Genomic DNA, 24783 nt, shown 5'->3' on the forward strand with positions numbered 1-24783 from the left:
TTGACGGCGGCCCCGATAGGCGGTGACAGCCCCCGGATCAGGCATTAGGGTGCGGTCAGAACAACAAGACCCGCGCCACGCAGTGCGGTGCGGCAGACGGGCAAAGATGGCAGGCAAATCGACAATGTTCCGACCCAACCGGGCGTCGCTTTGGCGGCTGGTGGTGGTTTGCCTGGGGCTTGGGGCGGGCCATGACTGAGGCATGGCTGGTCCTGTCTGACCGTGCGCCGGTTGCCGAAGACGAGGCGCAGACGATTCAGGCAGGCGTCTTTGTGGTGGAACTGGCCCTGCCCATTGCCGAGGCCGCCGTGCTTTTGGACTTCCACACAGCGGGCGCCACGCCGCACACCTTCACGCTGTTTCACGATCCGCTTGCCGGCATTGTGCTGATCCACCGCCAGGGCCAGGTCGTCGCCCGCCACGCGCTGCCCGGCCCCCTGCCCTATCAGAGTGCCACCGGCAGGTTGAGCCTGCATTTCGACGTTGCCGCGAACCATTGGCAGATGAAGCTGGAGTTGCTGGGCGTTGCCGACGCGCCGGTCCTGGTGTCGCAGGGAACAAGGCCGCTGGCCCTGCGCAGTGCCGATCTGCACGGGCTGTCGCGGGGGCCGGCGCGGGCAGCGCGTCATGGCGCAGTGCTGTGGTTCGGGCTGACGCGCGGCGCCGATCTGCCCGCCCGCGCGCCCTGGATCGGCCAGCGCACGCCGGTTGAGACCGCGCGTGGCCCGGTCATGGCCGGGCATCTGCGCCCGGGCGAGCTGATTGCGACGGCGGATGGCGGCCTGCTGCCGCTCAGGCGTGTGCGGCGGCTGGATTTGCCTGCGTGCGGGTCCTTTGCGCCGGTGATCCTGCGCGCGCCGTTTTTCGGGGCCAGCCATGACCTTCTGGTATCGTCGGACCAAAAGTTGGCGCTGTCAGGCGCCGAGGTGGAATACCTGTTCAGCGAGGATGAAGTGCTGGTCGAAGCGGGGGCGTTGGTGGATGGGCGCACCGCGCTGGCCGAGCGGCGCCGGGCCGTCGCCTCGGTTCTGGCGCTGGAATTCGATCACCCCGCGCTTCTGCTGGCCGATGGCTGCGCCCTGCTGGCCGCGCGTCCGGGCGATGCCGCGCCGCGCCGGGTGCTGCAATCCTATGAAGCCCTGACGCTGATGGCGATGCTGGGCCGGGCCGGCGGGGTCAGGCGCAGTGCCTGAGCCTCAGTCGTAAAACGGCGTCATCTGCGCCACGATCACCGAGTTTTCGGCCAGCGCCCGCCCCATCAGCTTGCGCTCCTCGCCGTCGATCTCGTCGCCCGCCGCTTCGCGTTCCTCGATGGTGCCAAGGCCCTCGACCTCCAGCACCGCAAGGTCGGCCTCCTTCAGGATGGCGACAGTTTCGCGCACCGCCTCGGCCTCGTCGACGCCCGAGGCATAGATCATCAGCCCGGCGCCGGTGGCCTTGTCGGGCAGACCGTCGCCCTCCTTGCGGCCGACCTGCACCAGCAGGGTGAACACGCTTTGGGTGCGTTTCACCTTGGCGGGTTTCTCAGCGATGGGCTTTTCAGCGTCGGTCATTGGGGTGATCCTTGTCGGGAGGGTGGGCAGATTGCCCACCTTGGCTTCAGTCGCGCAAGAGCTCGTTGATCGAGGTCTTGGAGCGGGTCTGCGCATCGACCTTCTTCACGATCACCGCGCAGTACAGGTTGATCCCGCCCTTCGACGGCATCGAACCTGCCACAACGACCGAGCCGGCCGGCACTTCGCCATACATCACCGCGCCGGTTTCGCGGTCGACGATCTTGGTCGACTGGCCGATGAACACGCCCATCCCCAGCACCGAACCTTCGCGGACGATGCAGCCCTCGACGACTTCGGAGCGGGCGCCAATGAAGCAGTTGTCCTCGATGATGGTCGGACCGGCCTGCATCGGTTCCAAGACGCCGCCGATGCCGACGCCGCCCGACAGGTGGACGTTCTTGCCGATCTGGGCGCAGGAGCCGACGGTGGCCCAGCCGTCGACCATCGAGCCTTCATCGACGAAGGCGCCGATGTTGACGAAGGACGGCATCAGCACCACGCCTTTGGCGATATAGGCCGAGCGGCGGACGATGGAGCCGGGAACGGCGCGGAACGCGGCGCGGCGCCAGTCATCGGCGGTCCAGCCCTGCCATTTCGATGGCACCTTGTCCCACCAGTTCGACCCGCCGTTCGAGCCGGAAATCTCGTACATGTCGGTCATGCGGAACGACAGCAGGACGGCCTTCTTGGCCCATTGGTTCACATGCCAGTCAGTGCCGCGCTTTTCGGCGACGCGAAGGCTGCCGTTGTCCAGCGCGCTCAGCGTGGCCTCGATCGCGTCGCGCGTCTCGCCCTTGGTGGCCGGGGTGATGCTGTCGCGCGCCTCCCATGCGGATTCGATGGCAGCTTCGAGTGCGGCATTAGACATGGGATCACCCTTTTTCGGTTGGTCTCGGTTCGGCGTTGTCTATATGGCTATAAGACCCCCCGTGCAATCAATCGGGCAAAAAACGACGGCAGGCCGATGAAAGACGAACCCAGAACTCACCCGTTCCGCGATTCAAACCAGGACATTGCGGCCGCGCACCGCATTCCCGATACGCCGCAAACCCGCGCCCCGGCCTATCGTCTGGCCTTCGCCGACCTTGATTTCATGACCCGCGAGGAGTTGCGCCCGGTCAGGCTGCAACTGGAACTTCTGAAACCGCAGATGGTGATGGACGAGCGCGGCATCGAAAGTACCATCGTGCTGTTCGGGGGCGCGCGGATTCCGGCGCCGGAGAACAAGGCCAGTGCCAGAACCCCGATGCTGGCCGAGTTGACGCGCTATTACGACGAGGCCCGGCGCTTTTCCCGGCTGATGACCGAGCGCAGCATGGAGACCTATGGCAAGCAGAACGTCATCGTCACCGGCGGCGGCCCCGGCGTGATGGAGGCCGGCAACCGCGGCGCCGCCGAGGCCGGGGGCCAGTCGATCGGGCTCAACATCGTGTTGCCGCATGAGCAGGCCCCGAACGAATATGTCACGCCCGACCTGTCGTTCAACTTCCACTACTTCGCCATCCGCAAGATGCATTTCCTGATGCGCGCGGCGGCGGTCTGCATCTTTCCGGGCGGGTTCGGCACGCTGGACGAGACGTTCGAAGCCCTGACACTGATCCAGACCGGACGGATGAAGAAGGTGCCCTTCCTGCTGTTCGGCAAGGGCTGGTGGGAAACCGTCATCAACTGGTCGCATCTGGCCGAGGCCGGCGTCATCAGCCCCGAGGATCTGGCGCTGTTCCAGTTCGTCGAAACCGCCGAAGAGGCGCTGGCGGCGATTGACGGTTTCGACCGGAACTGCGCCTGACGCGCCGCGCTCAGACCAGCGTCGGGACGTAGGCGGCCAGCTGGTCGAGAACGGCGTCCCAGCCTGCCTCAAAGCCGAGATCGGCATGTTTGCGGCTGTCTTCCGGCGAGCGGTGCAGCACGCGCGCCGAATAGCGGGTGCCGGCGCCCGAGGCCTCAAGGCTGATGATCGCGGTCAGCGCGAGCCATGGCTCGACCGGCTGCCAGCCTTCGGTGAGGACGGTGGTAAAGACCAGCCGCCGCTCGGGCACGATCTCCAGAAAACAGGCGTCGAGATGCGGCTGGAATTCCCCGTCGCCCTCGCGCATCCGGGTTTCGAAGCCGCCGCCGGGCCGCAGGTCCAGCTTGACCACGCGGCATTCGATCGGCTTCGGAATCCACCATTGCGCCAGATGTTCGGGCTGGCTCCAGGCGCGCCAGACCACGGCGGGCGGCGCGGGGATCAGGCGCGCGATCGCCAGGGTGCTGTCATCTTCGGGCATCGGGTTGCCTTTGCGGGTTGGGTGGCAAGATGGGCAAATTGCCCACCCTACGGCGCGAGGAAATCGCGCTGCCATCCGGGAAGGAACTCCACCCGATCACAGCCGGCGAATTTTGCCAGTCGGTGCAACTCGGCCTCCAGCCTGCCGAGCCGGACCTTGGTCAGCCGCACCCCGACCTCGGGCCAGAAGGCCCTGACCCGCAGAACCGACTCGGCCTTGAACGCCTTGGCGTCCAGCCGTCCGACCAGACGGTCGCCTTCCAGCACCGGAAAGACATAATAGCCCCAGCGACGCTTCGGTTCGGGGACGAAAACCTCGATCCGGTAGTAAAAGCCGAACAGATGGTCGGCCCGCGCCCGGTCGCGCAGCGCCGGATCGAAGGGCGACAGGATGCGCAGGCGCGGGCTGATGTCCGGGGCCTCTGCCAGCACCTCCGGCCGAACAAGCGCCTTGCGCGGGCTGCCGTCGGCACCTTCCAGCAGCACCTCCACGATCTCACCCCGCGCCAAGGCCGCCTTGACCCAAGGGCCGACCGCCTCTTTCGGGATGGCGTTCCAGTAGGCCTGCACTTCGGACGGCGTGGCAAAGCCGAGATGGTCCAGCGCCGACCGGCAGGCCCAGTCGACCTTGGCGGGGAAATCGGGGTCCGCCTGCCGCAAGTGTTCAGGAATGACCCGTTCGGTCAGGTCATAGACCTTCTGGAACCCCTCGCGCCGGGTGATCGACAATTGCCCGGTGCGCCACAGCCATTCCAGCGCGGTCTTTGACGGATGCCAATCCCACCAGCCGCCCTTGCCGCGCGCCTCGCCCTCGCTGACCTCGGCCGATGTCACCGGGCCGTGGGCGGCGATGTGGTTCAGGATGCGGTCGAACTGCGCCTCGTAGCCATCGCGGAACCACTTGCGCCAGTTGCCGTGCAGCCGGTCGGCGTCGCGGGCAAAGCGGTGCCGCCAATAGGGAAAGGTCTCGACCGGCAGGATCGAGGCGTCATGCGTCCAATGCTCCCACAGCGCGCGGTCCCGCTCCAGCAGGCGCTTCAGCGACGCGGGTCGGTAGCTTTGCCGCCGCGACCACAGGATCATGTGATGCGCCCGCTCGACCGTGTTGATGCTGTCGACCTGCACAAAGCCGATCCGGCGGATCAGTGCCGCCAGATCGGCCCCCGTCGCCGGGCCGCTGGGCGGTTCGGCCAGCGCGTGGCGGTGCAGAAACAGGCGGCGAGCCTGAGCGTTGGGCAAGAGCGGCAAGGTCATGAGACAGGGGTAGCAGGCCTGATGCCCCGGTCAATCCGGCATTCTCGGAACGGCTGACGGCGATGTGAAACATCAGGACACAAATCTTGACCCATTTGCACAGGATTTGCGGTTGTTTGCGCCTTGGACAAGGTTAATTTTGTCACATTCACCACACCCATTTCATGAGGACCGATGCCCCACGACACCCCCCTTCTCACCACCATGGTGGTCGGCCTTTGCCTCGCCTTCGCTTTCGGCCTCTTGGCCCACCGCCTGCGCCTGCCGATGATCGCGGGCTACCTGATGGCGGGGGTCATCATCGGGCCGTTCACGCCGGGCTTTGTCGCCGATCAGCATCTGGCGCAGGAACTGGCCGAGATGGGGGTGATCCTGCTGATGTTCGGGGTCGGGCTGCATTTCCGGCTGGGAGAGTTGCTGGCGGTCAAGGCCATCGCCATTCCCGGCGCCATTGGCCAGATTGCCGTGGCGACCCTGGCCGGATTGGCGATGGGCTGGCTTCTGGGATGGAGCATCGGGGCCGGGCTGGTTTTCGGCCTGTCGCTCTCGGTCGCCTCGACCGTCGTCCTCCTGCGCGCCCTGCAGGAACGCGGACTGGTCAAGGAAGACCGCGGGCGAATCGCGGTGGGCTGGCTGATCGTCGAAGATCTGGTGATGGTGGTGACGCTGGTTCTGGTGCCGCCCCTCGCGGGTCTTCTGGGTGGCGAGGCGGCCCCTCTGGACGGTGAGGCTGCCGAGGTTGCCCGTATGGGGTTCGGCCCGGTTCTGGCCACGCTGCTTGTCACCGGCGTCAAGGTTTCGGCCTTTGTTGCCTTGATGCTGGTCGTCGGGCAAAGGCTGATTCCCTGGACCCTGCATTACGTCGCCCACACCGGCCAGCGCGAGTTGTTCCGCCTTTCAGTGCTGTCCATCGCGCTTGGCGTGGCCTGGGGTTCAGCCAATTTCTTTGGCGTGTCCTTTGCACTCGGGGCGTTTTTCGCCGGCATGGTCATGGCCGGCTCCAGCCTGTCGGCGCAGGCCATGAAGGACATGCTGCCGCTGCGCGACGCCTTTGCGGTGCTGTTCTTCGTCTCGGTCGGAATGCTGTTCGACCCTTCGGTGATCTTTGCCGCGCCACTGAGCCTGCTTGCGACGGTTGCCATCATCATCGGCGTGAAATCGGCTGCGGCCTATGGCATCGTCCGGGCCTTCGGCCATGGCCGCGAGGTGGCATTGACCATCGCCGCAAGCCTGGCCCAGATCGGCGAATTTTCCTTTATCCTCATCGTCATGGGCGTCGGCCTAGAGATCGTCCCGGTCGAGGGACAGGGGCTCATCGTCGCAGGCGCGCTGGTGTCGATCCTGCTGAACCCGCTGGTCTTCCGGCTGGTCGACCGGCTGGCCCCTGCCGACAACGCATAAAGCGGCGGCCCCCGGAGGGGTCGCGCTTCACACATCATTTCGATGAGGTGTCATGGTGAGCCGGACAGGATTCGAACCTGTGACCCGCTGATTAAAAGTCAGCTGCTCTACCAACTGAGCTACCGGCCCACGACAGGGCCGCTGATTAGGGGGATGCGGCGGTGGGGTCAAGGGTAAAATGCGCGGGTTACTGGCAAAAACCTGCGGCGCGGCGTATATGCGGGCCATGGACCAGACAAGACCCCCTTCCGGCCTTGGCTTCATGAAGATGCATGGGGCGGGCAACGACTTTGTGGTGATCGACTCGCGGGGGCGCAGCGCCCCGGTGGTCACGCCGGCGCTGGCGCGCGCACTTGGCGACCGCAACCGCGGCGCCGGATTCGACCAGCTTGCCGAGATTCGCGATTCGCAAGCCGCCGATTTTGCGCTGGATTTCTGGAACAACGACGGCAGCCGCGCCGGGGCTTGCGGCAATGCCACGCGCTGCGTGGCCGATTACATGATGCGGCAGTTGAGCAAGGACGCCGTCACACTGGTGACCGCGCGCGGCGAGCTTTCTGCGCTGCGCCGCGCCGACGGGCTGGTCTCGGTCAACATGGGCGCGCCGCAACTCGACTGGCAGTCGGTGCCGCTTTCGCACACGGTGGACACGCTGCACCTGCCGCTGCCGGGCGATCCGGTCGCCGTCGGCATGGGCAACCCGCATTGCGTGATCTTCGTCGCCGATGCCGAGGCGGTGGACCTGCGACAGGTCGGGCCGAAGTATGAACATGACCCGCTTTATCCCCAGCGCACCAACGTCGAGTTTGCCAGCCTCATCGGCCCCGACCACCTGCGCATGCGGGTCTGGGAGCGCGGGGCGGGCATCACGCTCGCCTGCGGCTCGGGCGCCTGCGCCACGGCCGTAGCGGCGCATCTGCGCGGGTTGACCGGGCGGAGCGTGACGCTGGATCTCGACGGCGGCATCCTCGAGATCGACTGGCGCGAGGACGGGGTCTGGATGACCGGCCCGGTGGCGCATGTGTTCGACGGCTGGCTGACGCCGGAATTTCTGGCGGCCCACGCATGAGCCTGCCGAACTTCCGCCCGCCGGTGTTTTCCACCCTCGGCTGCCGCCTCAACGCCTATGAGACCGAGGCGATGAAGGAACTGGCCGAGGCCGCCGGCGTCGAGGGCGCGGTGGTGGTCAACACCTGCGCCGTGACGGCCGAGGCCGTGCGCAAGGCCAAGCAGGAGATTCGCCGCCTTGCCCGCGAAAATCCCGGCAGCCCGGTGATCGTCACCGGCTGCGCCGCCCAGACCGAACCCGAAACCTTCGCCGCCATGCCCGAGGTGACGCGGGTGATCGGCAACCATGAAAAGATGCAGGCCGAGACTTGGGCCAACCTGCGCCCCGCCGATTTCATCGGCGCGACCGAGAAGATACAGGTCAACGACATCATGGCGGTCAGGGAAACCGCCGGCCACCTGATCGACGGCTTCGGCCGCCACCGCGCCTATGTGCAGGTGCAGAACGGCTGCGACCACCGCTGCACCTTCTGCATCATCCCCTTCGGCCGCGGCAATTCCCGCTCGGTCCCGGCGGGGGTGGTGGTGGAGCAGATCCGGCGCCTTGTCGACAATGGCTTTCTCGAGGTGGTGCTGACCGGGGTCGACCTCACTTCCTGGGGCGCCGACCTGCCGGGCGGGCCGCGGCTTGGCGATCTCGTCATGCGCATCCTGAAGCTGGTGCCCGACCTCGTCCGCCTGCGGATCTCCTCGATCGACAGCATCGAGGCCGACGAGAACCTGATGCAGGCCATCGCCACCGAACCCCGGCTGATGCCGCATCTGCACCTGTCCTTGCAGGCCGGCGACGACATGATCCTGAAACGGATGAAGCGCCGCCACCTGCGGGATGACGCAATCCGGTTCTGCGAGGAGGCCCGGCGGCTGCGCCCCGACATGATCTTCGGCGCCGACATCATCGCAGGCTTTCCGACCGAAACAGAAGACATGTTCGAGAACTCGATGAAGCTCGTCGCCGACTGCGACCTGACCTTCCTGCACGTCTTTCCGTTCTCGGCCCGCAAGGGCACGCCGGCTGCGCGCATGCCGCGGGTGCCGGGCGATCAGATCAAGTTCCGCGCCGCGCGCCTGCGAACAGCGGGGGAGGCGGCGCTGGCCCGCCATCTGGCGGCGCAGCAAGGCAGCATGCACCGCATCCTGACCGAATCTCCGCGCCTTGGCCGGACCGAACAATTCACCGAAGTGACCTTCGCCAGCGACCAGCCCGAAGGGGCGATTGTGACGGCAGGCATCACCGGCCAATCGCAAGGCAGGCTGCTCGTCGGGTGATTTCCCGGCTTTCCGCCGCAAGTGTTGCTTCGGCCGGAGCCTCCGGCGGGGATATTTATGCCAGTATGAAAGGCCAGAGCGATCTCGCCTTTCATACTGGTGAAAATATCCTCAGGGGGTGAATTGGCGCAGCCATGAGGGGGGCGGACAGCCCCCCTTCGCCGCCGGCCGCGGGCATGACATGGCCCATGCGGCGCCCCCGGCGTTGCAATTCACCCCCCCTGCGGCTATCTGGAAGCCAGAAATGACCGCAGGGCACAGGCGATGAACTGGATTTCGAACTACGTCCGACCGAAGATCAACTCGCTGTTTTCCCGCCGCGAGGTGCCGGAGAATCTGTGGACCAAATGCCCCGAATGCGGGACCATGCTGTTTCACCGCGAGTTGGCGGGAAATCTGAACGTCTGTTCCTCCTGCGATCACCACATGGCGATCAACCCGCGCGACCGCTTCACCAGCCTGTTTGACGGCGGCATCTTCACCGAGGTCAAGGTGCCGGAACCGCCGGCGGACCCGCTGCATTTCCGTGACCAGAAGAAATACCCCGACCGGCTGAAGGCGGCGCAGAAGGCCAGCGGCGAGCGCGAGGCGATGCTGGTGGCCGAGGGCGAGATCGGCCGCACGCCGATCGTGGCGGCGGCGCAGGACTTCAGCTTCATGGCCGGGTCGATGGGGCTTTACGTCGGCAATGCCATTCTGGCCGGAGCCGAGCGGGCGGTGAAGCTGAAGCGGCCCTTCGTGCTGTTCTCCGCCGCCGGCGGGGCGCGGATGCAGGAAGGCATTCTCAGCCTGATGCAGATGCCGCGCACCACGGTGGCGGTGCAGCTGCTGAAAGAGGCAGGCCTTCCTTACGTCGTGGTGCTGACCCATCCGACCACGGGCGGCGTGACGGCGAGCTATGCCATGCTGGGCGATGTGCAGATCGCCGAACCGAATGCGCTGATCGGCTTTGCCGGCGCCCGGGTGATCGAGCAGACCATCCGCGAAAAGCTGCCCGAGGGCTTCCAGCGCGCCGAATACCTTCTGGACCACGGCATGCTGGACCGCGTGACCCATCGCAAATCCATGCGCGAGGAGCTGATCACCATCCTGCGGATGCTCATGGGTCTGTCCCCTGCCGTGAAGGGCGATCTGCCGCCCCCCGGCGATCTGGCTGTTGCGGCGGACGCCAAGTGAGCCTGCAGGTGAGCGGTTCCGATCTGATCCTCGAGCGGATGATGACGCTGCATCCCAAGGTCATCGATCTGACGATGGACCGGGTGCATCGGCTTCTGGCCAAGCTGGGCCATCCCGAGCGGTCGCTGCCGCCGGTGATTCATATTGCCGGCACCAATGGCAAGGGCTCGACGCAGGCGATGATCCGGGCCGGGCTGGAGGCGGGCGGCGCCAAGGTGCATGCCTATACCTCGCCGCATCTGGCGCGGTTCCACGAGCGCATCCGGCTGGCAGGGGAGCTGATTTCCGAACCGGCGCTGACCGCGCTTCTCGACGAATGCGTCGCGGCCAATGGTCCCGACGAGATCACCTTCTTCGAGATCACCACCTGCGCCGCCTTTCTGGCCTTTGCCCGCACGCCGGCCGACTTCACCCTGCTGGAGGTCGGCCTTGGCGGGCGGCTCGATGCTACCAATGTGGTGGACAAGCCGGCACTGACCATCATCACCCCGGTTTCCATCGACCATCAGCAATATCTGGGCGAGACCCTGCCCGAGATTGCCGGCGAAAAGGCCGGGATCCTCAAGCGCGGCGTGCCAGTCATCGTCGGTCCGCAGGACCCCGCCGGGCTGGAGGTGATCGAAGCCAAGGCGGCGCGGCTGGGCGCGCCGGTCATCGCCCATGGCCAGCACTGGCACGCCTTCGAAGAACGCGGGCGGCTGGTGTTTCAGGATGAAAACGGCCTGCTGGACCTGCCCTTGCCCAACCTGCCCGGCCCCTTCCAGATTCAGAACGCCGGGGCGGCGATTGCCGCACTGCGCGCGCTCAGGCGCGACGATGCGGCCTGCGAGGCGGCGGTGAGCCGCGCCTACTGGCCCGCCCGGATGCAGCGCTTGCGGCAGGGTCCGCTGGTCGACAGCGCGCCGAAGGTGGAGCTTTGGCTGGACGGCGGCCACAACCCGGCCGGCGGCGAGGCCGTGGCGGCAACGCTGGCCCGGATGCCCGCGCGCGAGACCCATCTGATCTGCGGCATGCTGAACACCAAGGATGTCACCGGCTACATGCGCCCCTTGGCCGGTCAGGTGACGCGGCTGCACGCGGTGTCGATCCCCGGCGAAAAGAACACGCTTCCCGCCGAGGAAACCCGCGATGCTGCGCTGTCGGCCGGGATCGCAGCCGTCACCGCGCCGTCGGTGGCCGAAGCCTTGGCCGGAATCGCGGCGCACAGCCCCGAGGCGCGGGTGCTGATCTGCGGCTCGCTCTATCTCGCGGGCAGCATCCTGCGCGAAAATGGTTGAGGCCTTGGCGCGTGGTCTTTCCGATTGAGCCCTTTGGGGATTCCCAGGAAGGGTGATGTCTGTTTCTCCATGGCGCCTGGCGCGAGGTCCAGCTGGATGGTGAAGCTTCGTCCTGACGATCTTCGGGAGCGCGTGGTTCTTCTCGGCCAAGCCGAGGGGCGAGAGGTGACGTGACATCATGGCCGCGGATCGGGCTTGCGCCTTGGAGCGCCTGACCGAGCATCCCTCGCCATGTCTGCGCGCCCTGCAGGCCGGGCTGGCCGGCGAAGGCATGTCGTCATCGACGTCAAAGCGGGAGCAGAAATCATCCCTGTGAAACGCTTTTCCCGCTGAGAGTCGGTCAAAACCGCCCTGGTTACGCTCGGGGCCGGGGAATGATCCATCTGCTGGGCCGCCATCACCGGCTGACCGACCTGCCGCAGTCGCAGGGCTTGAAGACCGACAGGTCCAACGGGGCGCTGGAAATGGTCATTGCCGGCATGGGCAGCGCCATGACCTGCACGCCGGAGAGGCAGGACCGACACGTGCGAGCCAGCGGTTGATGCGCGTCCTGCCGCGCCGCGACGGTCAGGGGCCGTCAGTTGCAGGACGGCGCGGCAATCAGGCCCCAGCCGAAATGTTCGTCATAACCTTCCGGGCCAAGGTCGGTCACATTCCTCCTCAGGGCGGCCTCCACCGCGGCACGGCCTTGCACGCCCTGCGCCATGACCTGCGCCACCACCGCCGTCGCAATGGCCGAAGCATAGGAAGTTCCGCTGCGATGGGCGACACCCCCCGCGCCTGTGGGCACTGCCACATCGACACCGGGGGCGGCAAAGCCGATGCCCTTGCCGTAATTGGCCTTGCGATAGGGGCGCAGGTCGGCATCAACCGCCGTCACCGCGATGACCCGCGGATCGCTGGCCGGAAAGGCAAGCTCGGGGCGGCCGTTGTTGCCGGTTGCCGCGACCATGAGCATGCCGTTTTCATCGGCGATGCGCAGCACCTCGGCCAGCGTGGCGTTTTCCGGTCCCGCCAGCGAAAGGTTCGCCAGCCCGACACGGGCCGCGATCAGCCAATCGAGCGCTTCGGCAATGTTTTCCAGCCGCGCCACGTCGCGACCGCCGTTGCGGGCAAAGGCAACCACAGAATAGAGCTGCGCCCCGGGCGCCACGCCAGAGGGAACACCTCCGGTCGCCTTGCCAGCAATCAGGGCCGCGATTCCGGTGGCGTGATCGGTCGAGCCCTGCTTTTCCCGCGCGTCCAGAACCGAGGTGGACCGGATCGCCACATCGGCCAGCGCCGGGTTTCCGGTGTCGATCGGGCCATCGATAAGACCCACCCGCACCGAGGGCGATAGCCGGCAGACCGCCTCGATGGCCTGCGGAGCGGGTTCGGCCGCAGCGGCGGCCGTTCCCTGCGCCGCGCGATAGACGTTGTGGCGGTCGACCACCACCTTGACGCCCTCACGCGCCAGCGCGCTGCGCAACTGCGCCGGGCGCACCACGCCGTTCAGATCGAGCGCCAGCAGCGAAAGCCGCAGTCCGTCCAATTGGTTGCGCCGCAGAACTGTCACCCCAAGTCGCAGCAGAACGGCCTCGGCCCTGGTCGTTTCGCGCGCTGAGCCGGCCAGCAGATACTCTGCCCCACCGCTTGGCGCAGCCACGTCGTTTGCGGTCGCGCGTTCGAACGGCAGCCGCGCGCCGCGGGCATCCAGCACCCCGGACCCCGCAGTGCCCGCGCCGGGATCGTTCGGATCAACCGGACCACTTGGGCAAAGCTGGCCATTGGCAACCACCTTGGCCGGGCCGTGATCGGGATGGTGGCGCACCTTGAAATGCGCCTCGTCCGGCAAGCCCGTGGCCGGAAGCCGGATGCGCAGGCGGCTGGCGGTCATCGACAATGGCGCGATCGGGAAGGACTCGCCGCTCTGGAAATCCAGCGTCAGGTTCGGAACCTCGTCGCGAAGAAAGCCGCGCACCGGCACGTCCAGAATGCCCCCCACCTCGACGCAGCGTGCCGCCAGAGCCGGGCCAGAGACCGACCCGACCACGACGGCCAAAGCCACTATCGCCCGGATGCGCCGCACCAGCCTCATTCCACCGGGTCCACCGTGGCGATCACCCCTGCCGCAGCCGCAAGATAGCTGGCGGCCTCCGGGGCCGTAAGATCATAGGGCAGGCCGATCCGGTAAAGCCCGATTGCGGATGGACCGTCAACGATGACCAGCCCCTTTGCCCGCAACAGCGCCGAAATTGCGGCCTCTGTCGCCTCGGGCCGGAACGTCACCGTCACTGTGGCCGCCAGATCCTCGCCAGAGGCCTGTTCGTAGACCGCCCCCTCGCCGGACCTGTCCCGCGTCAGCGTCAAGGTCAGCACGCTGGACAGCACGGCAGCCACGGCCACCGATGCCGCAAGCCGACCGCCCCCCTGCCTGCGCGGCGGCGCAGATTGCCTTGGCTCGGCGTCGACCACCCGCATCAAGCGGGCCAGGCCCAGCTCGCCAGGACCCTGGGGCAGCGGGACGGCCTGCATCTGGCGGTGTAACGCCTCGATCCCGGCCAGATCCGCGCGCAGCTCGGCCGAACCCGCAAGCGCCGCTGCCACCTTGGCCCGCTCCTCCTCGGTCAGGGTTCCATTTGCCCAGAACGGCAGCAATTCCCGAATGTCTTCCGGCGGCGAACTCATGGCACCGATCCCTTTATTCCACTGCGCTCGAGGCAATGCTGCAAAAGCTTCTTGGCATGAAAGACCCGGGTCTTCACCGTACCCTCGGGAACGCCCATCACCTCGGATATCTCGCGATAGCCAAGGTCGTGATAGAAGGCGAGTTCGATGGCCGTGCGGTGATCGTCCTTCAGATCGGCCATGCAGCCCCGCAGCCGGCGCGATTCCTGCTCCTGACCGATCAGGCTCAGCGCCGCCGGGCTTTCGTCCTCCTGGTCAGGAAGACTGTCAGAGAAACTCAGCCGCTTGCTTGCCCGATGCACGTCAATCACCTTTCGCCATGCCATGCCGAAGATCCAGCTGCGGACGCTTGAGCGCGCCTCGAACCGATCCGCTCCGCGCCACACATCCAGAAACACGTCTTGCAGGATGTCGTTCGACAGGAAGGGATCGTTCAATCTTGATTGCACAAAGGCGAAGAGGGGGCGCTCCAGCGCGTGATATAGCGCCGCCATCGCGGCTTTGTCGCCGCTTGCGACACGATCAATCAGGACAGCGTGCCGGTCTGCGGTTGCCGTCGTACCGGTCATGGAGTGCCCACCCCGAACTCGTGGCGCAAGGCCAGGCCGAAAACCCAACCGCGCCCTGGCGCCAGATCGTCGGCCTCGGCACCCGATCCGTAATCGGCGCGCAGCAGCATGGCGGTATTGGCCGAAAGGGACCGTTTCACCTCCAGCCCGAGATAGGTGCCGTCCTGCGCCGAACGCCCTTCGATCCGGGTAGCGCCCGCCTCGACTGAGGCCGACCAGCGATCAGGCACGATGGGAAAGGCGAAGCTCATCTCCAACGTCGCATCGCGGCGCCACGGGCCGGTCTTTTGTGACCGCCCCGCCTCGGCGCGCAGGGTGAAGGTAGTCAGCTCGCCTGGGGTCCAGGCGAAGGCGGACTCCAGGCGCTGACGGCGCTCTGACGTGCCACCTCTGGCCAGATCCTGCAACCAGTCCAGCTTGAGACCTGCCGCCCATGCATAATCGGGCTGGAACTTGTCCACCCCGAAGCTGACGCTGTTCAGCCGGAAATCCTCCGGATCCGGCCCGCCCGCAGGCGTCGCAAGCCGCCGTTGGTCTTCGGAGTAAAGCGATCCGTAGAAGGTCAGCCCCTGCAGGAAGCCGCCGGTAAAGATGTAGGGGCTGTAGGTCAGATCCAGCCCGATCTCGCGGAAACGGTCGGTGGGGAGCGCGGGATCATCGGCGATGTTCGACCGTCCCTGTTCGCCGTAAAGATTTGCCTGCCACTCATCGGATTGAAACAGCAGCTCTGCCCGGCGGGTGTTTTCATCCGCGATCACATCGGGATTGAGCGGGCTGTAGAAACCCGGCTCATGGCGCGTGGCGGAAACCCGGAGTTCCAGGCTGTCGTCGTGGCCCGCAGGCAAGAGCGCGACGCCCAGTTCCGCCTCGACCGCGGCGCCGGAAGCGGCGGGGTTGCCCCGCACCGGACCGGTCGCCGTTCTGGCAAATTCCAGCGCAAAATCCCCGAAATCGGCGCCCACTGGCCCCGAAAGCCGCATCCCGCGGCCTTCCACCGCGCCCGATCCTGCCCCGGCCACCTTGGCCTTTCCTTCATAGACGAGAGCATCGGCGCGCAGGCTGGAGGTTCCGATCGGGAAGAGCTGGGCAGCAAACCCGGTCAGCCGCGCCTGCGGATTGCCGAGGCCTGAAAGGTTCGACAGGCCCGAAATCTGGCCGGGGTGGAGGGCAAAGGCCATGACCTCGCTGCGCCCGTCAGGGGCCGCAAGGCGCAGCGAAGCCCCGCGCCAGCTGTCATCGTCGGCCAGAAGGCTTTCTGCCGGCAGGTCCTGCGTGCCCAGACGCGCATAGAAGTCCTGACCGAACAGCGCCTGACGGGTTTCAAGGAAGTAATCGGAAACCTCGGTCCTGCGCTGGTCGCGGCGCGTGCTGCCAGTCTGCACGAACCCAAGCCCGCCGCGCAGCAGATCACCGCCCAGCGCAAAAGCCAGACGTCCATTGCCGTTGATCACAGTGCCGGACCCGGCAGGACCGTTTCGTTGCTCGACCTCGACCGTGCCGACAAAGCTCGCCTCGGCGGCAGCCGTTTGCGTGGCAAAGGTCCAGATCCCGAGTTCGTCATCGACGTCCGGCTGGCGCCGGTACACGACGATGTCATGCTCGCGGCCCTGCAGGCCATCGGGCAGGGTGACGATCAGCGTCCGGCCGGCAAGGGCCAGCGGAACCGCAACCGGCTGGCCGTCAATCTCCACCCGCAGGCGGGACAGCGGCACGATCTCGTCAAGGCTGATGCGCAGCTTGCCGTCCGGGTCGGCCTCGCCCAACCGGGTCTGCGCCCCTGCCGCCGCGGCAAACAGAGCCAGCACAAGACCAAGCCTGACCGAAGCCCCTGCCACGTTACGCTACCACCTTTCACATCCGCTTCCGGCTAGAAACCAGAAGCGCAGATCCCATGCCAGTGTTTTGTGCGGCAATTATCCTTGCAGGCAAGAGAAAAACGCGAGGCCGCATGGTCACCGGGTCTGGGACGGCGGACGGCCTGCCCGCCTCCCACACCCGGCCCGTCCCACACAACAAGGCCACTTTCTACTCAGCGGAACGGTTGACAAGACGGGCGCCCTTCCCCGGTTCTGGGGACACAAGACGAAGGGCAGCCCGCGTGCCCCGGCATTACACAACCGCCGGAACCCCTCACGAAACCGATCACTCGCACCTGTAACAGAGCTTGGTCGTGCGACAGGCGCATCCGGTTCAAATTTTCTGCAATGTCCTGATGCGAAACCCGGCGGCGACCAGCCACGACCCGGGCCGCCGGCTTTGCCGGGGCCGATTGCGCGCGGGGCGGCGGCAGTGACCCGCCGCGCGGCTCACATGTGGAGCGCTTGGCCCAAACCCTTGAGCGCGGCTTCCTGCACCGTTTCGCCAAGCGTGGGGTGGGCGTGGATCGTGGCCGCGATGTCGGTCAGGGTCGCCGCCATCTCAAGCGCCAGCGCGAACTGGCCCGCCAGTTCCGACACCCCCGCCCCGACCGCCTGAATCCCCAGAACCAGCCCGGTGGCGCGGTCATGCACGACGCGCACGAACCCGTCGTCGCGCTCCAGCGTCAATGCGCGACCATTGCCCGCAAAGGGGAAGCTGGTCACGGCGGCCTCGGGCGCATCGCCGGGCAGGCGCCCCACGGTGACGATCTCGGGATCGGTGAAGCAGACGGCGGGCATCGCGCGCTTGTCCCAGACCGCATTGCGCCCGGCGATGACCTCGGCCACCAGATTGCCCTGCGCCATGGCCCGATGTGCCAGCATCGGATCGCCGGTCACGTCACCGATGGCATGGACCCGGTGCATCGAGGTGCGGCAGCGGTCATCCACCGCAATGAACGGGCCTGCCATGTCCAGCTGCAGCAGCTCCAGCCCGAAGCCGCCGGTCGCCGCCGCGCGCCCGACCGTCACCAGCACCTTGTCGGCCGGAATCCTCCGGTCGCCCTCGGCCGTGGCCACGACCAGCGCCCCGTCGGCAAAGCCCTGCGCGCGGGCACCTGTCAGCACGGCCACGCCAAGCGTCTTCAACCGCGCCGCCACCGGTCTGGTCAGCTCGGCGTCATACTGCGGCAGGAGGCGCGGCGCGGCCTCGACCACCGTGACCTCGGCACCCAGCTTGGCCATGGCGGTGCCGATCTCCAGCCCGATATAGCCGCCGCCGACGATGGCCAGCCGCCGGGGCACCGCAGCCAGCGAAAGTGCCTCGGTGGAGGAAAGGATGTCGCCGCCAAAGGGCAGCACCGGCAGATCTTGCGGGCGCGATCCGGTGGCGATGACCAGATGTTCGGTCTGGATGTGCAGCGGGCCGTCGGATGTTGCGACCTCGACCGACTTGCCGTCAAGGATCCGGGCCTGCCCCGCGACCATGCGCACCTTCGCCTTGCGCATCAGCCCGGCCACCCCGCCGGTCAGCCGCGCCACGATCCCGTCCTTCCAGGCCATCGTCCGCGACAGCTCGATGGTCGGCGCCGCGCCCGTGATGCCAAGCGCATTCGGCCCGGCCAGATGCCGCGCAGCCTGAAATTCGTTCGCCGCATGGATCAGCGCCTTGGACGGGATGCAGCCGACATTCAGGCAGGTGCCCCCCGGCGCTGCCGCCTCGACCACCACGGTATCAAGGCCCAGCTGGCCGGCCCGGATCGCGCAGACATAGCCGCCGGGACCGGCTCCAAGGATCAGTACCTGGCAGGTTTCGCGTCTCATACCTCTGGCTCCATGAAGATCAACGCCGGGGTTTCCAGAAGCTGCTTGAGACGCTGGACAAAGCGGGCGGCATCCCAACCGTCGATCACGCGGTGATCGAAACTGGCCGAGAGGTTCATCATCTGGCGCGGCACGAACTGGCGACCATCCCACATCGGCCGCACCGCCATCTTGTTGACGCCAAGGATCGCCACCTCGGGCGCGTTGATGATCGGGGTCGTGGCAATTGCCCCCAGCGGCCCCAGCGACGAAATCGTCAAGGTCGATCCCGTCAACTCGTCGCGCGTGGCCTTGCCCGACCGGGCCGCCTCGGCCAGACGGGCGATTTCGGCGGCGGCGGCAAAGGGGCCAAGGCTTTCGGCGTGACGCAGCACCGGCACCATCAGGCCGGCACCGGTCATGGTGGCGATGCCCAGATGCACGGGGCGATGGCGGGTGACGATGCCGGCGTCATCGTCGAAATGGGCGTTCATTTCGGGGTGGTCGACCACGGCGCGGCACAGGGCGGCGGCGATGAATGGCAAGACCGTCAGCTTGGGTCTTTCACCGCGCGTCGCGTTCATCGTGGCGCGCAGATCCTCGAGCGCGGTCATGTCGATCTCTTCGATCACGGTGATATGCGGGATGCGGGCATTGGCCAGCGCCATCCGGTCAGCGATCTTGCGGCGCAGACCGAGGATGCGGATCTGCTCGCTGCCCTCGCGCCGGCGACCGGTCGGCGCGGCGGGCGCCTGCGGTGGTGCGGCCAAAGCGGCGGCCAGATCGGTCTCGGTGATCCGCCCCGCAGGCCCGGTTCCGCGCAATTGGCGCAGGTCGAGGCCCGCCTCCCGCGCCCGCGCCCGCACCGCGGGAGAGGCGAGCGGCGCCTGCACTGCGGGGCGCGGCGCGACAGACCCGAGTGGTGCAGCGGAGGGCGCTTTCGGCATGGGCGCCTCTGCCGGAGCGGCGGGGGCGGCCTCGGCCTGCGGCGCGGGAGCAGGCGCGGAAGCGACCCGGCCCTCGCCCGCATGCTCGATGGTGACAAGCACCGCCCCCACGGCCAGCGTCTCGCCGATCTCGCCGCCCAGCGACAGGACCTTTCCGGCAAAAAGGCTGGGGATTTCCACCGTGGCCTTGTCGGTCATCACCGCGGCAATCGTGTCATCTTCGCGGACGATATCGCCCGGCTTCACATGCCATTCGACCAGTTCGACCTCGGCCACGCCTTCGCCGACATCGGGAACCCGGATGCTGCTGATGCTCATCTCACTCCTCCATGACCTTGCGCAAGGCGCGGGCGATGCGGGCGGGACTGGGGAAGTAGTCCCATTCCTGCGCGTGCGGATAGGGGGCGTCCCAGCCGGCGATGCGGATCAGGGGCGCGCGCAGGTGCCAGAAACAGGCCTCCTGCACTTCGGCGATCAATTCGCCGCCAAAGCCGCTGGTCCGCGTCGCCTCATGCACCACCACACAGCGCCCGGTCTTTTCGACCGAAGCCCGGATCGTGTCGAGATCCAGCGGCAAGAGGCTGCGCAGGTCGATGATCTCGGCATCGACACCGGCCTCCGCCACGGCGGCCTCGGCGACATGAACCATAGTGCCATAGGCCAGAACGGTCACGTCCCGGCCCGCACGCCGCAGCTCGGCCTTGCCGAGAGGGATGGCATAATGCCCCTCAGGCACCTCGCCGGCCGGATGGGCGGACCATGGGGTCGACTTGCCGGAATGGTCGCCATTGAACGGACCATTGTAGAGCCGCTTCGGTTCCAGAAAGATCACCGGGTCGGGATCTTCAATCGCCGCGATCAGCAGGCCCTTGGCGTCGTAGGGGTTGGAGGGGATCACCACCTTCAGCCCGGCGACATGGGTGAACAGCGCCTCGGGGCTTTGGCTGTGGGTCTGGCCGCCGAAGATTCCGCCGCCCGTCGGCATGCGCACCACCAGCGGACAGGTGAACTGCCCGTTCGAGCGGTGGCGCAGCCGGGCCGCCTCCTGGCTGATCTGGTCATAGGCGGGAAAGACGTAATCGGCGAACTGGATCTCGACGCAAGGCCGCATGCCCTGCGCGGCCATGCCCACCGCCATGCCGACGATGGCGCTTTCGTTGATCGGCGTGTCGAACACCCGCTCTTCGCCGTAGGCGGCCTGCAGGCCGGCGGTGCAGCGGAACACGCCGCCGAAATAGCCGACATCCTCGCCAAAGACGATGACCGAAGGGTCATCGGCCAGCTTGACGTCCATCGCGCTGCGCAGCGCCTCGATCATGGTCATGCGGGCCATGTCAGAACCCCATTTCCTGCCGCTGCCGCCGCAGATGGTCGGGCAGATCGGCGTAGACCCCCCGGAAAATCTCGGCCGGCGAGATCGGCTTCGGATCGACAAAGGTGCCATGCGTCTCGACCGCCTTCTGCACTGTCCTCACCTCGTCAAGGATCTCGGCCTCGGCCTGCGCATGCCGTTCCTCCGACCAGGCGCCACGCCGGATCAGATGCGCCTTCAGCCGCTCGACCGGATCGCCCAAGGGCCAGGCCCGGGCCTCGTCCTTCGGGCGATAGGCGCTCGGGTCGTCCGATGTCGAATGCGCGGCCGCGCGATAGGTGAACCATTCGATCAGCACCGGGCCATGGCCCTGCCGCGCCCGGCGGATCGCCCAGCGCGACACCGCCGCCACGGCGAGGTAATCGTTGCCGTCCACCCTGAGCGCCGGAATGCCATAGCCAAGCGCGCGGGCGGCATAGGTTTCGCTCTTGCCCACCGCAACCCCGGTGTAGGTCGAGATGGCCCATTGGTTGTTCACGACATTCAGCACCACCGGCGGCAGGTAGACCGATGCCGAAAGCAGCGCGCTGTGGAAATCGTTCGACGCCGTGGCGCCATCGCCGATCCAGCCTGCCGCGATCTTGCCATTGCCACGCAGGGCGCAGGCCATCGCCCAGCCCACCGCCTGCACATATTGCGTGCCGAGATTGCCCGAGATCGAAAAGAACCCATAGTCGCGCGCCGAATGCATGATCGGCAGTTGCCGGCCCTGCAACGGGTCGAGATCGTTCGAGTAAAGCTGGCCCATCAGCGCCTCCAGCGGATAATCCGCCGCGATCAGAAGGGTTTGCTGGCGATAGGTCGGGAAGTTCATGTCGCCCTTTTCCAACTGGCGCTGGAAGCCGCAGCCAATCGCCTCCTCGCCGGTGCATTGCAGATAGAACGAGGTCTTGCCCTGCCGCTGCGCATTCAGCATTCGCCGGTCCACGGCCCGCATCTGCAGCATGTCACGCAGGCCAAGCCGCAGATCGTCGTCGGACAGGTCCCCGATACAGTCGGCCCAGGGTCCGACGGCCCGGCCCTCGTCATCCAGAACGCGGATCAGGCCGATGGCGAAGGGACGCGCGTCCCTTGCCTCCAGATCCAGCGGCGGGACCGGCAGGCTGCCCGCCAGGGGAACGACGATGTTGGAAAAGTCCGGCGACTGGTCGGGCCGGGCTGGCGGGTGGGGAAAGGCGAGTTTCGCGGTCATTTCGGGGGCATCCGGGTTGCAGCGTCAAGGCGGATCACCTCGCCGTTGAGCATTGGATTTTCGGCGATGTGGCAGACCAGCGCGGCAAACTCCTCGGGCCGGCCAAGGCGGGGCGGGAATTGCGCGTGTTGCGCCAGTGCCGCCTGAACTTCGGGGGCGAAGCCCGTCACCATCGCCGTGCTGAAGATGCCCGGCGCGATGGCCATGACGCGGATGCCGCTGCGCGCCAGATCGCGGGCCATGGGCAGGGTCAGGCCGGCCACGCCCGCCTTGGAGGCGGCATAGGCCGCCTGCCCGATCTGTCCGTCCCAGGCGGCAATCGAGGCGGTGTTGACGATCACGCCGCGCTCACCATCGCCGTCCAGCGGGTCCAGCGCCGCCATGGCCGCCGCTGACTGGCTGGCCACGTTGAAGGTGCCGATCAGGTTTATGCCGATCACCTTCGCGAACCCTGCCGGATCATGCGCGCCATCGCGCGAGACAGTGCGGATTGCGGGCGCGATGCCGGCGCAGTTGACACAGATCCGCTCTGGCCCGTTGGCCGCGCGCAGTTCGGCCAAGCCAGCGGCGACCGACGCCGGGTCGGACACATCGCAGCGCGCAAAGCTGCCGCCAAGATCGGCCGCGACCGCCCATCCGGCCGTCTCGTCCCTGTCGAGAATGCCGGTCCGCACCCCCCGGGCGGCCAGGGCCTGCGCAACGGCCAGCCCCAGCCCCGAGGCCCCGCCGGTAATCACGGCGGACATGTCCTTGCCCAGTTTCATGGCCTTTTCCCCCCAAGCAGCTCGCGGGATATGTTGATGCGCTGGACGTCCGAGGTGCCCTCGTAGATCTGGCAGACCCGCACATCGCGGTAGAGGCGCTCCAGCGGGAAATCCTCCAGATAGCCGTAGCCGCCCAGCGTCTGGATCGCGTCCGAAACCACGCGCTCGGCCATCTGGCTGGCGAACAGCTTGGCGATGGAGGCCTCGCGCAGGCACGGTGCGCCGGCATCCTTGCGCCGGGCCGCGTTCAGCACCAGTTGCCGCGCGGCTTCGACCTGCGTGTCCATGTCGGCCAGTCGAAAAGCCACGGCCTGATGATCGGCTATCGGTTTGCCAAAGGCCCTGCGCCCCTTGGCATAGGCCACCGCCACCTCCAGCGCCGCCTGCGCCATGCCGACCGATTGCGCGGCAATGCCGATGCGCCCGACCTCCAGTGACGACAGCGCGATGGCAAGGCCCTGCCCTTCAGCGCCGATGCGGTGGTTGTCAGACAGGCGCAGCCTGTCGAAGGTCAGCGCGCAGGTATCCGAGGCGCGCTGGCCCATTTTCCGTTCGGGCGCGGCGACCGACAATCCGGGACTGCCGGCGGGAACGTAAAAGGCGGTGATGCCCTTCTTCCCAGCCTCCGGATCGGTGACGGCAAAGGTGATGAGGCCACCGCAGATCCGGGCCGAGGTGATGAACTGCTTGGCGCCGTCCAGGACATAGCCCTCGCCCGCGCGCCGGGCGCGACTGCGGATCGCGGCGGCATCGGTGCCGGCCTGCGCCTCGGTCAGGGCAAAAGCGCCGATGAACGCGCCCCGCGCCGCAGGGTGCAGCCAGAGCCGCTGCTGGTCCGGCGAGGCGTAGCGCGACAGGATGGCGCAGAACGGGGCGTTGTGAACCGACATCATCGTCGACACCGCGCCATCGCCGCCCGCCACCTCCATCAGCGCCAGCGCGTAAGAGACGTAATCGGCGCCGATGCCGCCCTGACCTTCCGGCACGGTCATGCCCAGAAACCCGAGCGCCGCCATTTCGGCAATCAGCTCCGGTTCGATCTCGCCCGCCCTTGCCCGCGCCGCGGCCCCCGGCGCCAGCCGGCCTTGGGCAAAGCTGCGGGCAGTGTCGCGGATCATCACCTGTTCGTCGGTCAGGATCAGGTTCATCTCAGTCCCTCGCGATGGCGATGGACAGCGCCTCGCCGCCGCCGATGCAGATCGAGGCGATGCCGCGCTTCAGCCCGCGGTCTTCCAGGGCATGCAAGAGCGTCACCACGATCCGCGCCCCCGAAGCGCCGATCGGATGGCCCAGCGCGCAGGCTCCGCCATTGACGTTCACCCGGTCCTCGGGCAGCGCAAGCTCGCGCACGAAGGCAAGCGCGACGACGGCAAAGGCTTCGTTCACCTCCCACAGGTCCACATCGCCTGCCTGCCAGCCCAGCCGGTCCAGAAGCTTGCGTGTGGCGGCGACCGGCGCGGTCGAGAACCAGGCCGGTTCCTGTGCATGGCCCGCCGCGCCGATGATCCAGGCGCGCGGCGCAAGCCCCTGCGCGCGCAGGGCCTCGCCCGAGGCCAGCACCAGCGCCGCCGCGCCGTCCGAAATCGACGAGGAACTGGCGGCGGTCACGGTGCCGTCAGCGCGGAAGGCGGGCTTCAGCAGCGGGATTTTGGCGGGCTGCGCAAGACCGGGCTGTTCATCCGCCGCCACCACCACCGCCCCCTTGCGCCCGGTCACGGTGACGGGCGCAATCTCGCGCGCGAAGGCGCCGCGGCCCTGCGCATCGAGCGCGCGTTCCAGCGAGCGGATGGCCCAGGCATCCTGCTCGGCGCGGGTGAAGCCGAAAGTTCCGGCGCAAAGCTCGGCGAACTGGCCCATCAGCGCGCCCTTGTCATAGGCGTCCTCCAACCCGTCAAAGAACATGTGGTCGATCAGCCGCCCATGCCCCAGCCGCTGCCCCCGGCGCGAGTTGGGGATCAGGTGCGGCGCATTGGTCATGCTTTCCATGCCGCCGGCCAGCATCACCCGCGCCTCGCCGGCACGGATGCGCAGCGCCGCGTCAAGGATAGCCCGCATCCCCGAGCCGCAGACCTTGCTGATCGTGGTGCAGGGAATGGAGTGCGGCAGGCCCGCCCGCAGCACGGCCTGTCGCGCCGGAGCCTGACCAACGCCCGCCCCCAGCACCAGCCCGAACAGCGCCTCGTCAATCCGCTCGGGCGCAAGCCCCGCCTGCGCAACCGCGGCCCGCACTGCGACCGCGCCAAGATCCGGGGCAGCCAGATCGCTGAACGCACCCTGAAACGCCCCGATGGGCGTGCGCTGTGCCGATACGATTGCGACCGGTTCCATGACCGACCCTCCCCT

General features: G+C 67.3%; 23 protein-coding genes and 1 tRNA gene. 8 read left to right on the plus strand and 16 right to left on the minus strand.

Features of this window, described 5'->3' with window-relative positions; genetic code table 11:
• The first annotated feature begins 191 nt into the window (after positions 1-191).
• Positions 192-1193, plus strand: a complete 1002-nt coding sequence (locus G4Z14_RS07095; RefSeq protein ID WP_164624122.1) for a Hint domain-containing protein — start codon at positions 192-194, stop codon at positions 1191-1193.
• Between the two features lie 3 nt (positions 1194-1196).
• Here the strand turns inward: G4Z14_RS07095 and G4Z14_RS07100 are convergent, their stop codons facing one another.
• Positions 1197-1553, minus strand: a complete 357-nt coding sequence (locus G4Z14_RS07100; RefSeq protein ID WP_164624125.1) for a hypothetical protein — start codon at positions 1551-1553, stop codon at positions 1197-1199.
• 46 nt (positions 1554-1599) lie between these two features.
• Positions 1600-2424 carry a 2,3,4,5-tetrahydropyridine-2,6-dicarboxylate N-succinyltransferase gene (dapD, locus tag G4Z14_RS07105; RefSeq protein ID WP_164624127.1) on the minus strand — a complete coding sequence of 275 codons (825 nt, stop codon included), beginning with the start codon at positions 2422-2424 and terminating at the stop codon, positions 1600-1602.
• Positions 2425-2520: 96 nt separating this feature from the next.
• Between dapD and G4Z14_RS07110 the strand changes: the two genes are divergently transcribed.
• Positions 2521-3345 (plus strand): LOG family protein, encoded by an 825-nt coding sequence (locus G4Z14_RS07110; protein ID WP_164624129.1) that lies wholly within the window; start codon positions 2521-2523, stop codon positions 3343-3345.
• A 10-nt stretch (positions 3346-3355) separates the two neighbouring features.
• Here the strand turns inward: G4Z14_RS07110 and G4Z14_RS07115 are convergent, their stop codons facing one another.
• Together G4Z14_RS07115 and G4Z14_RS07120 are read right to left on the minus strand one after the other, a co-directional pair.
• Positions 3356-3826, minus strand: a complete 471-nt coding sequence (locus tag G4Z14_RS07115; RefSeq protein ID WP_164624131.1) for an SRPBCC family protein — start codon at positions 3824-3826, stop codon at positions 3356-3358.
• A 47-nt stretch (positions 3827-3873) separates the two neighbouring features.
• Positions 3874-5079, minus strand: coding sequence for a winged helix-turn-helix domain-containing protein (locus tag G4Z14_RS07120; protein WP_164624133.1), 1206 nt, complete (start codon positions 5077-5079; stop codon positions 3874-3876).
• A gap of 174 nt (positions 5080-5253) precedes the next feature.
• Between G4Z14_RS07120 and G4Z14_RS07125 the strand changes: the two genes are divergently transcribed.
• A complete protein-coding gene (locus G4Z14_RS07125; RefSeq protein ID WP_164624135.1) occupies positions 5254-6480 on the plus strand; it encodes a cation:proton antiporter domain-containing protein in 1227 nt (408 codons plus the stop codon).
• Positions 6481-6533: 53 nt separating this feature from the next.
• Here the strand turns inward: G4Z14_RS07125 and G4Z14_RS07130 are convergent.
• A tRNA-Lys gene (locus G4Z14_RS07130) sits at positions 6534-6609 on the minus strand.
• An 88-nt stretch (positions 6610-6697) separates the two neighbouring features.
• Between G4Z14_RS07130 and dapF the strand changes: the two genes are divergently transcribed.
• The 5 genes from dapF (at position 6698) to G4Z14_RS07155 (ending at position 11812) form a co-directional block, all read left to right on the plus strand.
• On the plus strand, positions 6698-7549 hold the full coding sequence (gene dapF, locus G4Z14_RS07135; RefSeq protein WP_164624137.1) for a diaminopimelate epimerase: 852 nt from the start codon (positions 6698-6700) through the stop codon (positions 7547-7549).
• Positions 7546-8817, plus strand: a complete 1272-nt coding sequence (gene mtaB, locus G4Z14_RS07140) for a tRNA (N(6)-L-threonylcarbamoyladenosine(37)-C(2))-methylthiotransferase MtaB (RefSeq protein ID WP_164624139.1) — start codon at positions 7546-7548, stop codon at positions 8815-8817. Before dapF ends, mtaB begins: the two co-directional genes overlap by 4 nt.
• 264 nt (positions 8818-9081) lie before the next feature.
• Entirely contained in the window at positions 9082-9993 is a 912-nt protein-coding gene (gene accD / locus G4Z14_RS07145; RefSeq protein WP_164624141.1) for an acetyl-CoA carboxylase, carboxyltransferase subunit beta, read from the plus strand.
• A gap of 38 nt (positions 9994-10031) precedes the next feature.
• On the plus strand, positions 10032-11270 hold the full coding sequence (locus G4Z14_RS07150; protein ID WP_407703815.1) for a bifunctional folylpolyglutamate synthase/dihydrofolate synthase: 1239 nt from the start codon (positions 10032-10034) through the stop codon (positions 11268-11270).
• A gap of 374 nt (positions 11271-11644) precedes the next feature.
• A complete protein-coding gene (locus tag G4Z14_RS07155) occupies positions 11645-11812 on the plus strand; it encodes a hypothetical protein (protein WP_164624143.1) in 168 nt (55 codons plus the stop codon).
• Between the two features lie 35 nt (positions 11813-11847).
• Here the strand turns inward: G4Z14_RS07155 and G4Z14_RS07160 are convergent, their stop codons facing one another.
• From G4Z14_RS07160 to G4Z14_RS07210, 11 genes are all read right to left on the minus strand, one after another.
• A complete protein-coding gene (locus tag G4Z14_RS07160) occupies positions 11848-13347 on the minus strand; it encodes a S8 family serine peptidase (RefSeq protein ID WP_164624145.1) in 1500 nt (499 codons plus the stop codon).
• Positions 13344-13937, minus strand: a complete 594-nt coding sequence (locus tag G4Z14_RS07165) for a zf-HC2 domain-containing protein (protein ID WP_164624147.1) — start codon at positions 13935-13937, stop codon at positions 13344-13346. Before G4Z14_RS07165 ends, G4Z14_RS07160 begins: the two co-directional genes overlap by 4 nt.
• On the minus strand, positions 13934-14506 hold the full coding sequence (locus tag G4Z14_RS07170) for an RNA polymerase sigma factor (RefSeq protein WP_164624149.1): 573 nt from the start codon (positions 14504-14506) through the stop codon (positions 13934-13936). The genes G4Z14_RS07165 and G4Z14_RS07170 overlap by 4 nt, the downstream gene beginning before the upstream one ends.
• On the minus strand, positions 14503-16341 hold the full coding sequence (locus G4Z14_RS07175) for a hypothetical protein (RefSeq protein WP_164624156.1): 1839 nt from the start codon (positions 16339-16341) through the stop codon (positions 14503-14505). The genes G4Z14_RS07170 and G4Z14_RS07175 overlap by 4 nt, the downstream gene beginning before the upstream one ends.
• Positions 16342-16812: 471 nt before the next feature.
• Positions 16813-18186, minus strand: a complete 1374-nt coding sequence (lpdA, locus tag G4Z14_RS07180) for a dihydrolipoyl dehydrogenase (protein WP_164624158.1) — start codon at positions 18184-18186, stop codon at positions 16813-16815.
• Positions 18183-19430 (minus strand): dihydrolipoamide acetyltransferase family protein, encoded by a 1248-nt coding sequence (locus G4Z14_RS07185; protein ID WP_164624160.1) that lies wholly within the window; start codon positions 19428-19430, stop codon positions 18183-18185. Before G4Z14_RS07185 ends, lpdA begins: the two co-directional genes overlap by 4 nt.
• Before the next feature lies 1 nt (position 19431).
• The gene (locus tag G4Z14_RS07190; RefSeq protein WP_164624162.1) at positions 19432-20445 is read right to left on the minus strand and encodes an alpha-ketoacid dehydrogenase subunit beta; all 1014 of its coding nucleotides are present in this window, start codon (positions 20443-20445) and stop codon (positions 19432-19434) included.
• A 1-nt stretch (position 20446) separates the two neighbouring features.
• Entirely contained in the window at positions 20447-21676 is a 1230-nt protein-coding gene (locus G4Z14_RS07195; RefSeq protein WP_164624164.1) for a thiamine pyrophosphate-dependent dehydrogenase E1 component subunit alpha, read from the minus strand.
• Positions 21673-22440, minus strand: a complete 768-nt coding sequence (locus G4Z14_RS07200; protein WP_164624166.1) for an SDR family NAD(P)-dependent oxidoreductase — start codon at positions 22438-22440, stop codon at positions 21673-21675. Before G4Z14_RS07200 ends, G4Z14_RS07195 begins: the two co-directional genes overlap by 4 nt.
• Positions 22437-23588, minus strand: coding sequence for an acyl-CoA dehydrogenase family protein (locus G4Z14_RS07205; protein ID WP_164624168.1), 1152 nt, complete (start codon positions 23586-23588; stop codon positions 22437-22439). Before G4Z14_RS07205 ends, G4Z14_RS07200 begins: the two co-directional genes overlap by 4 nt.
• Position 23589: 1 nt before the next feature.
• On the minus strand, positions 23590-24768 hold the full coding sequence (locus tag G4Z14_RS07210) for a thiolase family protein (RefSeq protein ID WP_164624170.1): 1179 nt from the start codon (positions 24766-24768) through the stop codon (positions 23590-23592).
• Positions 24769-24783 lie beyond the last annotated feature (15 nt).

The organism is Tabrizicola oligotrophica, from assembly GCF_011008935.1.
GTDB lineage: Bacteria > Pseudomonadota > Alphaproteobacteria > Rhodobacterales > Rhodobacteraceae > Tabrizicola_A > Tabrizicola_A oligotrophica.

Bases quoted from the DNA above. Each gene is read 5' to 3' on its own strand.
- G4Z14_RS07095 (WP_164624122.1), top strand. From the start codon at position 192: ATGACTGAGGCATGGCTGGTCCTGTCTGACCGTGCGCCGGTTGCCGAA.
- G4Z14_RS07100 (WP_164624125.1), bottom strand. From the start codon at position 1,553: ATGACCGACGCTGAAAAGCCCATCGCTGAGAAACCCGCCAAGGTGAAA.
- dapD (WP_164624127.1), bottom strand. From the start codon at position 2,424: ATGTCTAATGCCGCACTCGAAGCTGCCATCGAATCCGCATGGGAGGCG.
- G4Z14_RS07110 (WP_164624129.1), top strand. From the start codon at position 2,521: ATGAAAGACGAACCCAGAACTCACCCGTTCCGCGATTCAAACCAGGAC.
- G4Z14_RS07115 (WP_164624131.1), bottom strand. From the start codon at position 3,826: ATGCCCGAAGATGACAGCACCCTGGCGATCGCGCGCCTGATCCCCGCG.
- G4Z14_RS07120 (WP_164624133.1), bottom strand. From the start codon at position 5,079: ATGACCTTGCCGCTCTTGCCCAACGCTCAGGCTCGCCGCCTGTTTCTG.
- G4Z14_RS07125 (WP_164624135.1), top strand. From the start codon at position 5,254: ATGCCCCACGACACCCCCCTTCTCACCACCATGGTGGTCGGCCTTTGC.
- dapF (WP_164624137.1), top strand. From the start codon at position 6,698: ATGCGGGCCATGGACCAGACAAGACCCCCTTCCGGCCTTGGCTTCATG.
- mtaB (WP_164624139.1), top strand. From the start codon at position 7,546: ATGAGCCTGCCGAACTTCCGCCCGCCGGTGTTTTCCACCCTCGGCTGC.
- accD (WP_164624141.1), top strand. From the start codon at position 9,082: ATGAACTGGATTTCGAACTACGTCCGACCGAAGATCAACTCGCTGTTT.
- G4Z14_RS07150 (WP_407703815.1), top strand. From the start codon at position 10,032: ATGATGACGCTGCATCCCAAGGTCATCGATCTGACGATGGACCGGGTG.
- G4Z14_RS07155 (WP_164624143.1), top strand. From the start codon at position 11,645: ATGATCCATCTGCTGGGCCGCCATCACCGGCTGACCGACCTGCCGCAG.
- G4Z14_RS07160 (WP_164624145.1), bottom strand. From the start codon at position 13,347: ATGAGGCTGGTGCGGCGCATCCGGGCGATAGTGGCTTTGGCCGTCGTG.
- G4Z14_RS07165 (WP_164624147.1), bottom strand. From the start codon at position 13,937: ATGAGTTCGCCGCCGGAAGACATTCGGGAATTGCTGCCGTTCTGGGCA.
- G4Z14_RS07170 (WP_164624149.1), bottom strand. From the start codon at position 14,506: ATGACCGGTACGACGGCAACCGCAGACCGGCACGCTGTCCTGATTGAT.
- lpdA (WP_164624158.1), bottom strand. From the start codon at position 18,186: ATGAGACGCGAAACCTGCCAGGTACTGATCCTTGGAGCCGGTCCCGGC.
- G4Z14_RS07185 (WP_164624160.1), bottom strand. From the start codon at position 19,430: ATGAGCATCAGCAGCATCCGGGTTCCCGATGTCGGCGAAGGCGTGGCC.
- G4Z14_RS07190 (WP_164624162.1), bottom strand. From the start codon at position 20,445: ATGGCCCGCATGACCATGATCGAGGCGCTGCGCAGCGCGATGGACGTC.
- G4Z14_RS07195 (WP_164624164.1), bottom strand. From the start codon at position 21,676: ATGACCGCGAAACTCGCCTTTCCCCACCCGCCAGCCCGGCCCGACCAG.
- G4Z14_RS07200 (WP_164624166.1), bottom strand. From the start codon at position 22,440: ATGAAACTGGGCAAGGACATGTCCGCCGTGATTACCGGCGGGGCCTCG.
- G4Z14_RS07205 (WP_164624168.1), bottom strand. From the start codon at position 23,588: ATGAACCTGATCCTGACCGACGAACAGGTGATGATCCGCGACACTGCC.
- G4Z14_RS07210 (WP_164624170.1), bottom strand. From the start codon at position 24,768: ATGGAACCGGTCGCAATCGTATCGGCACAGCGCACGCCCATCGGGGCG.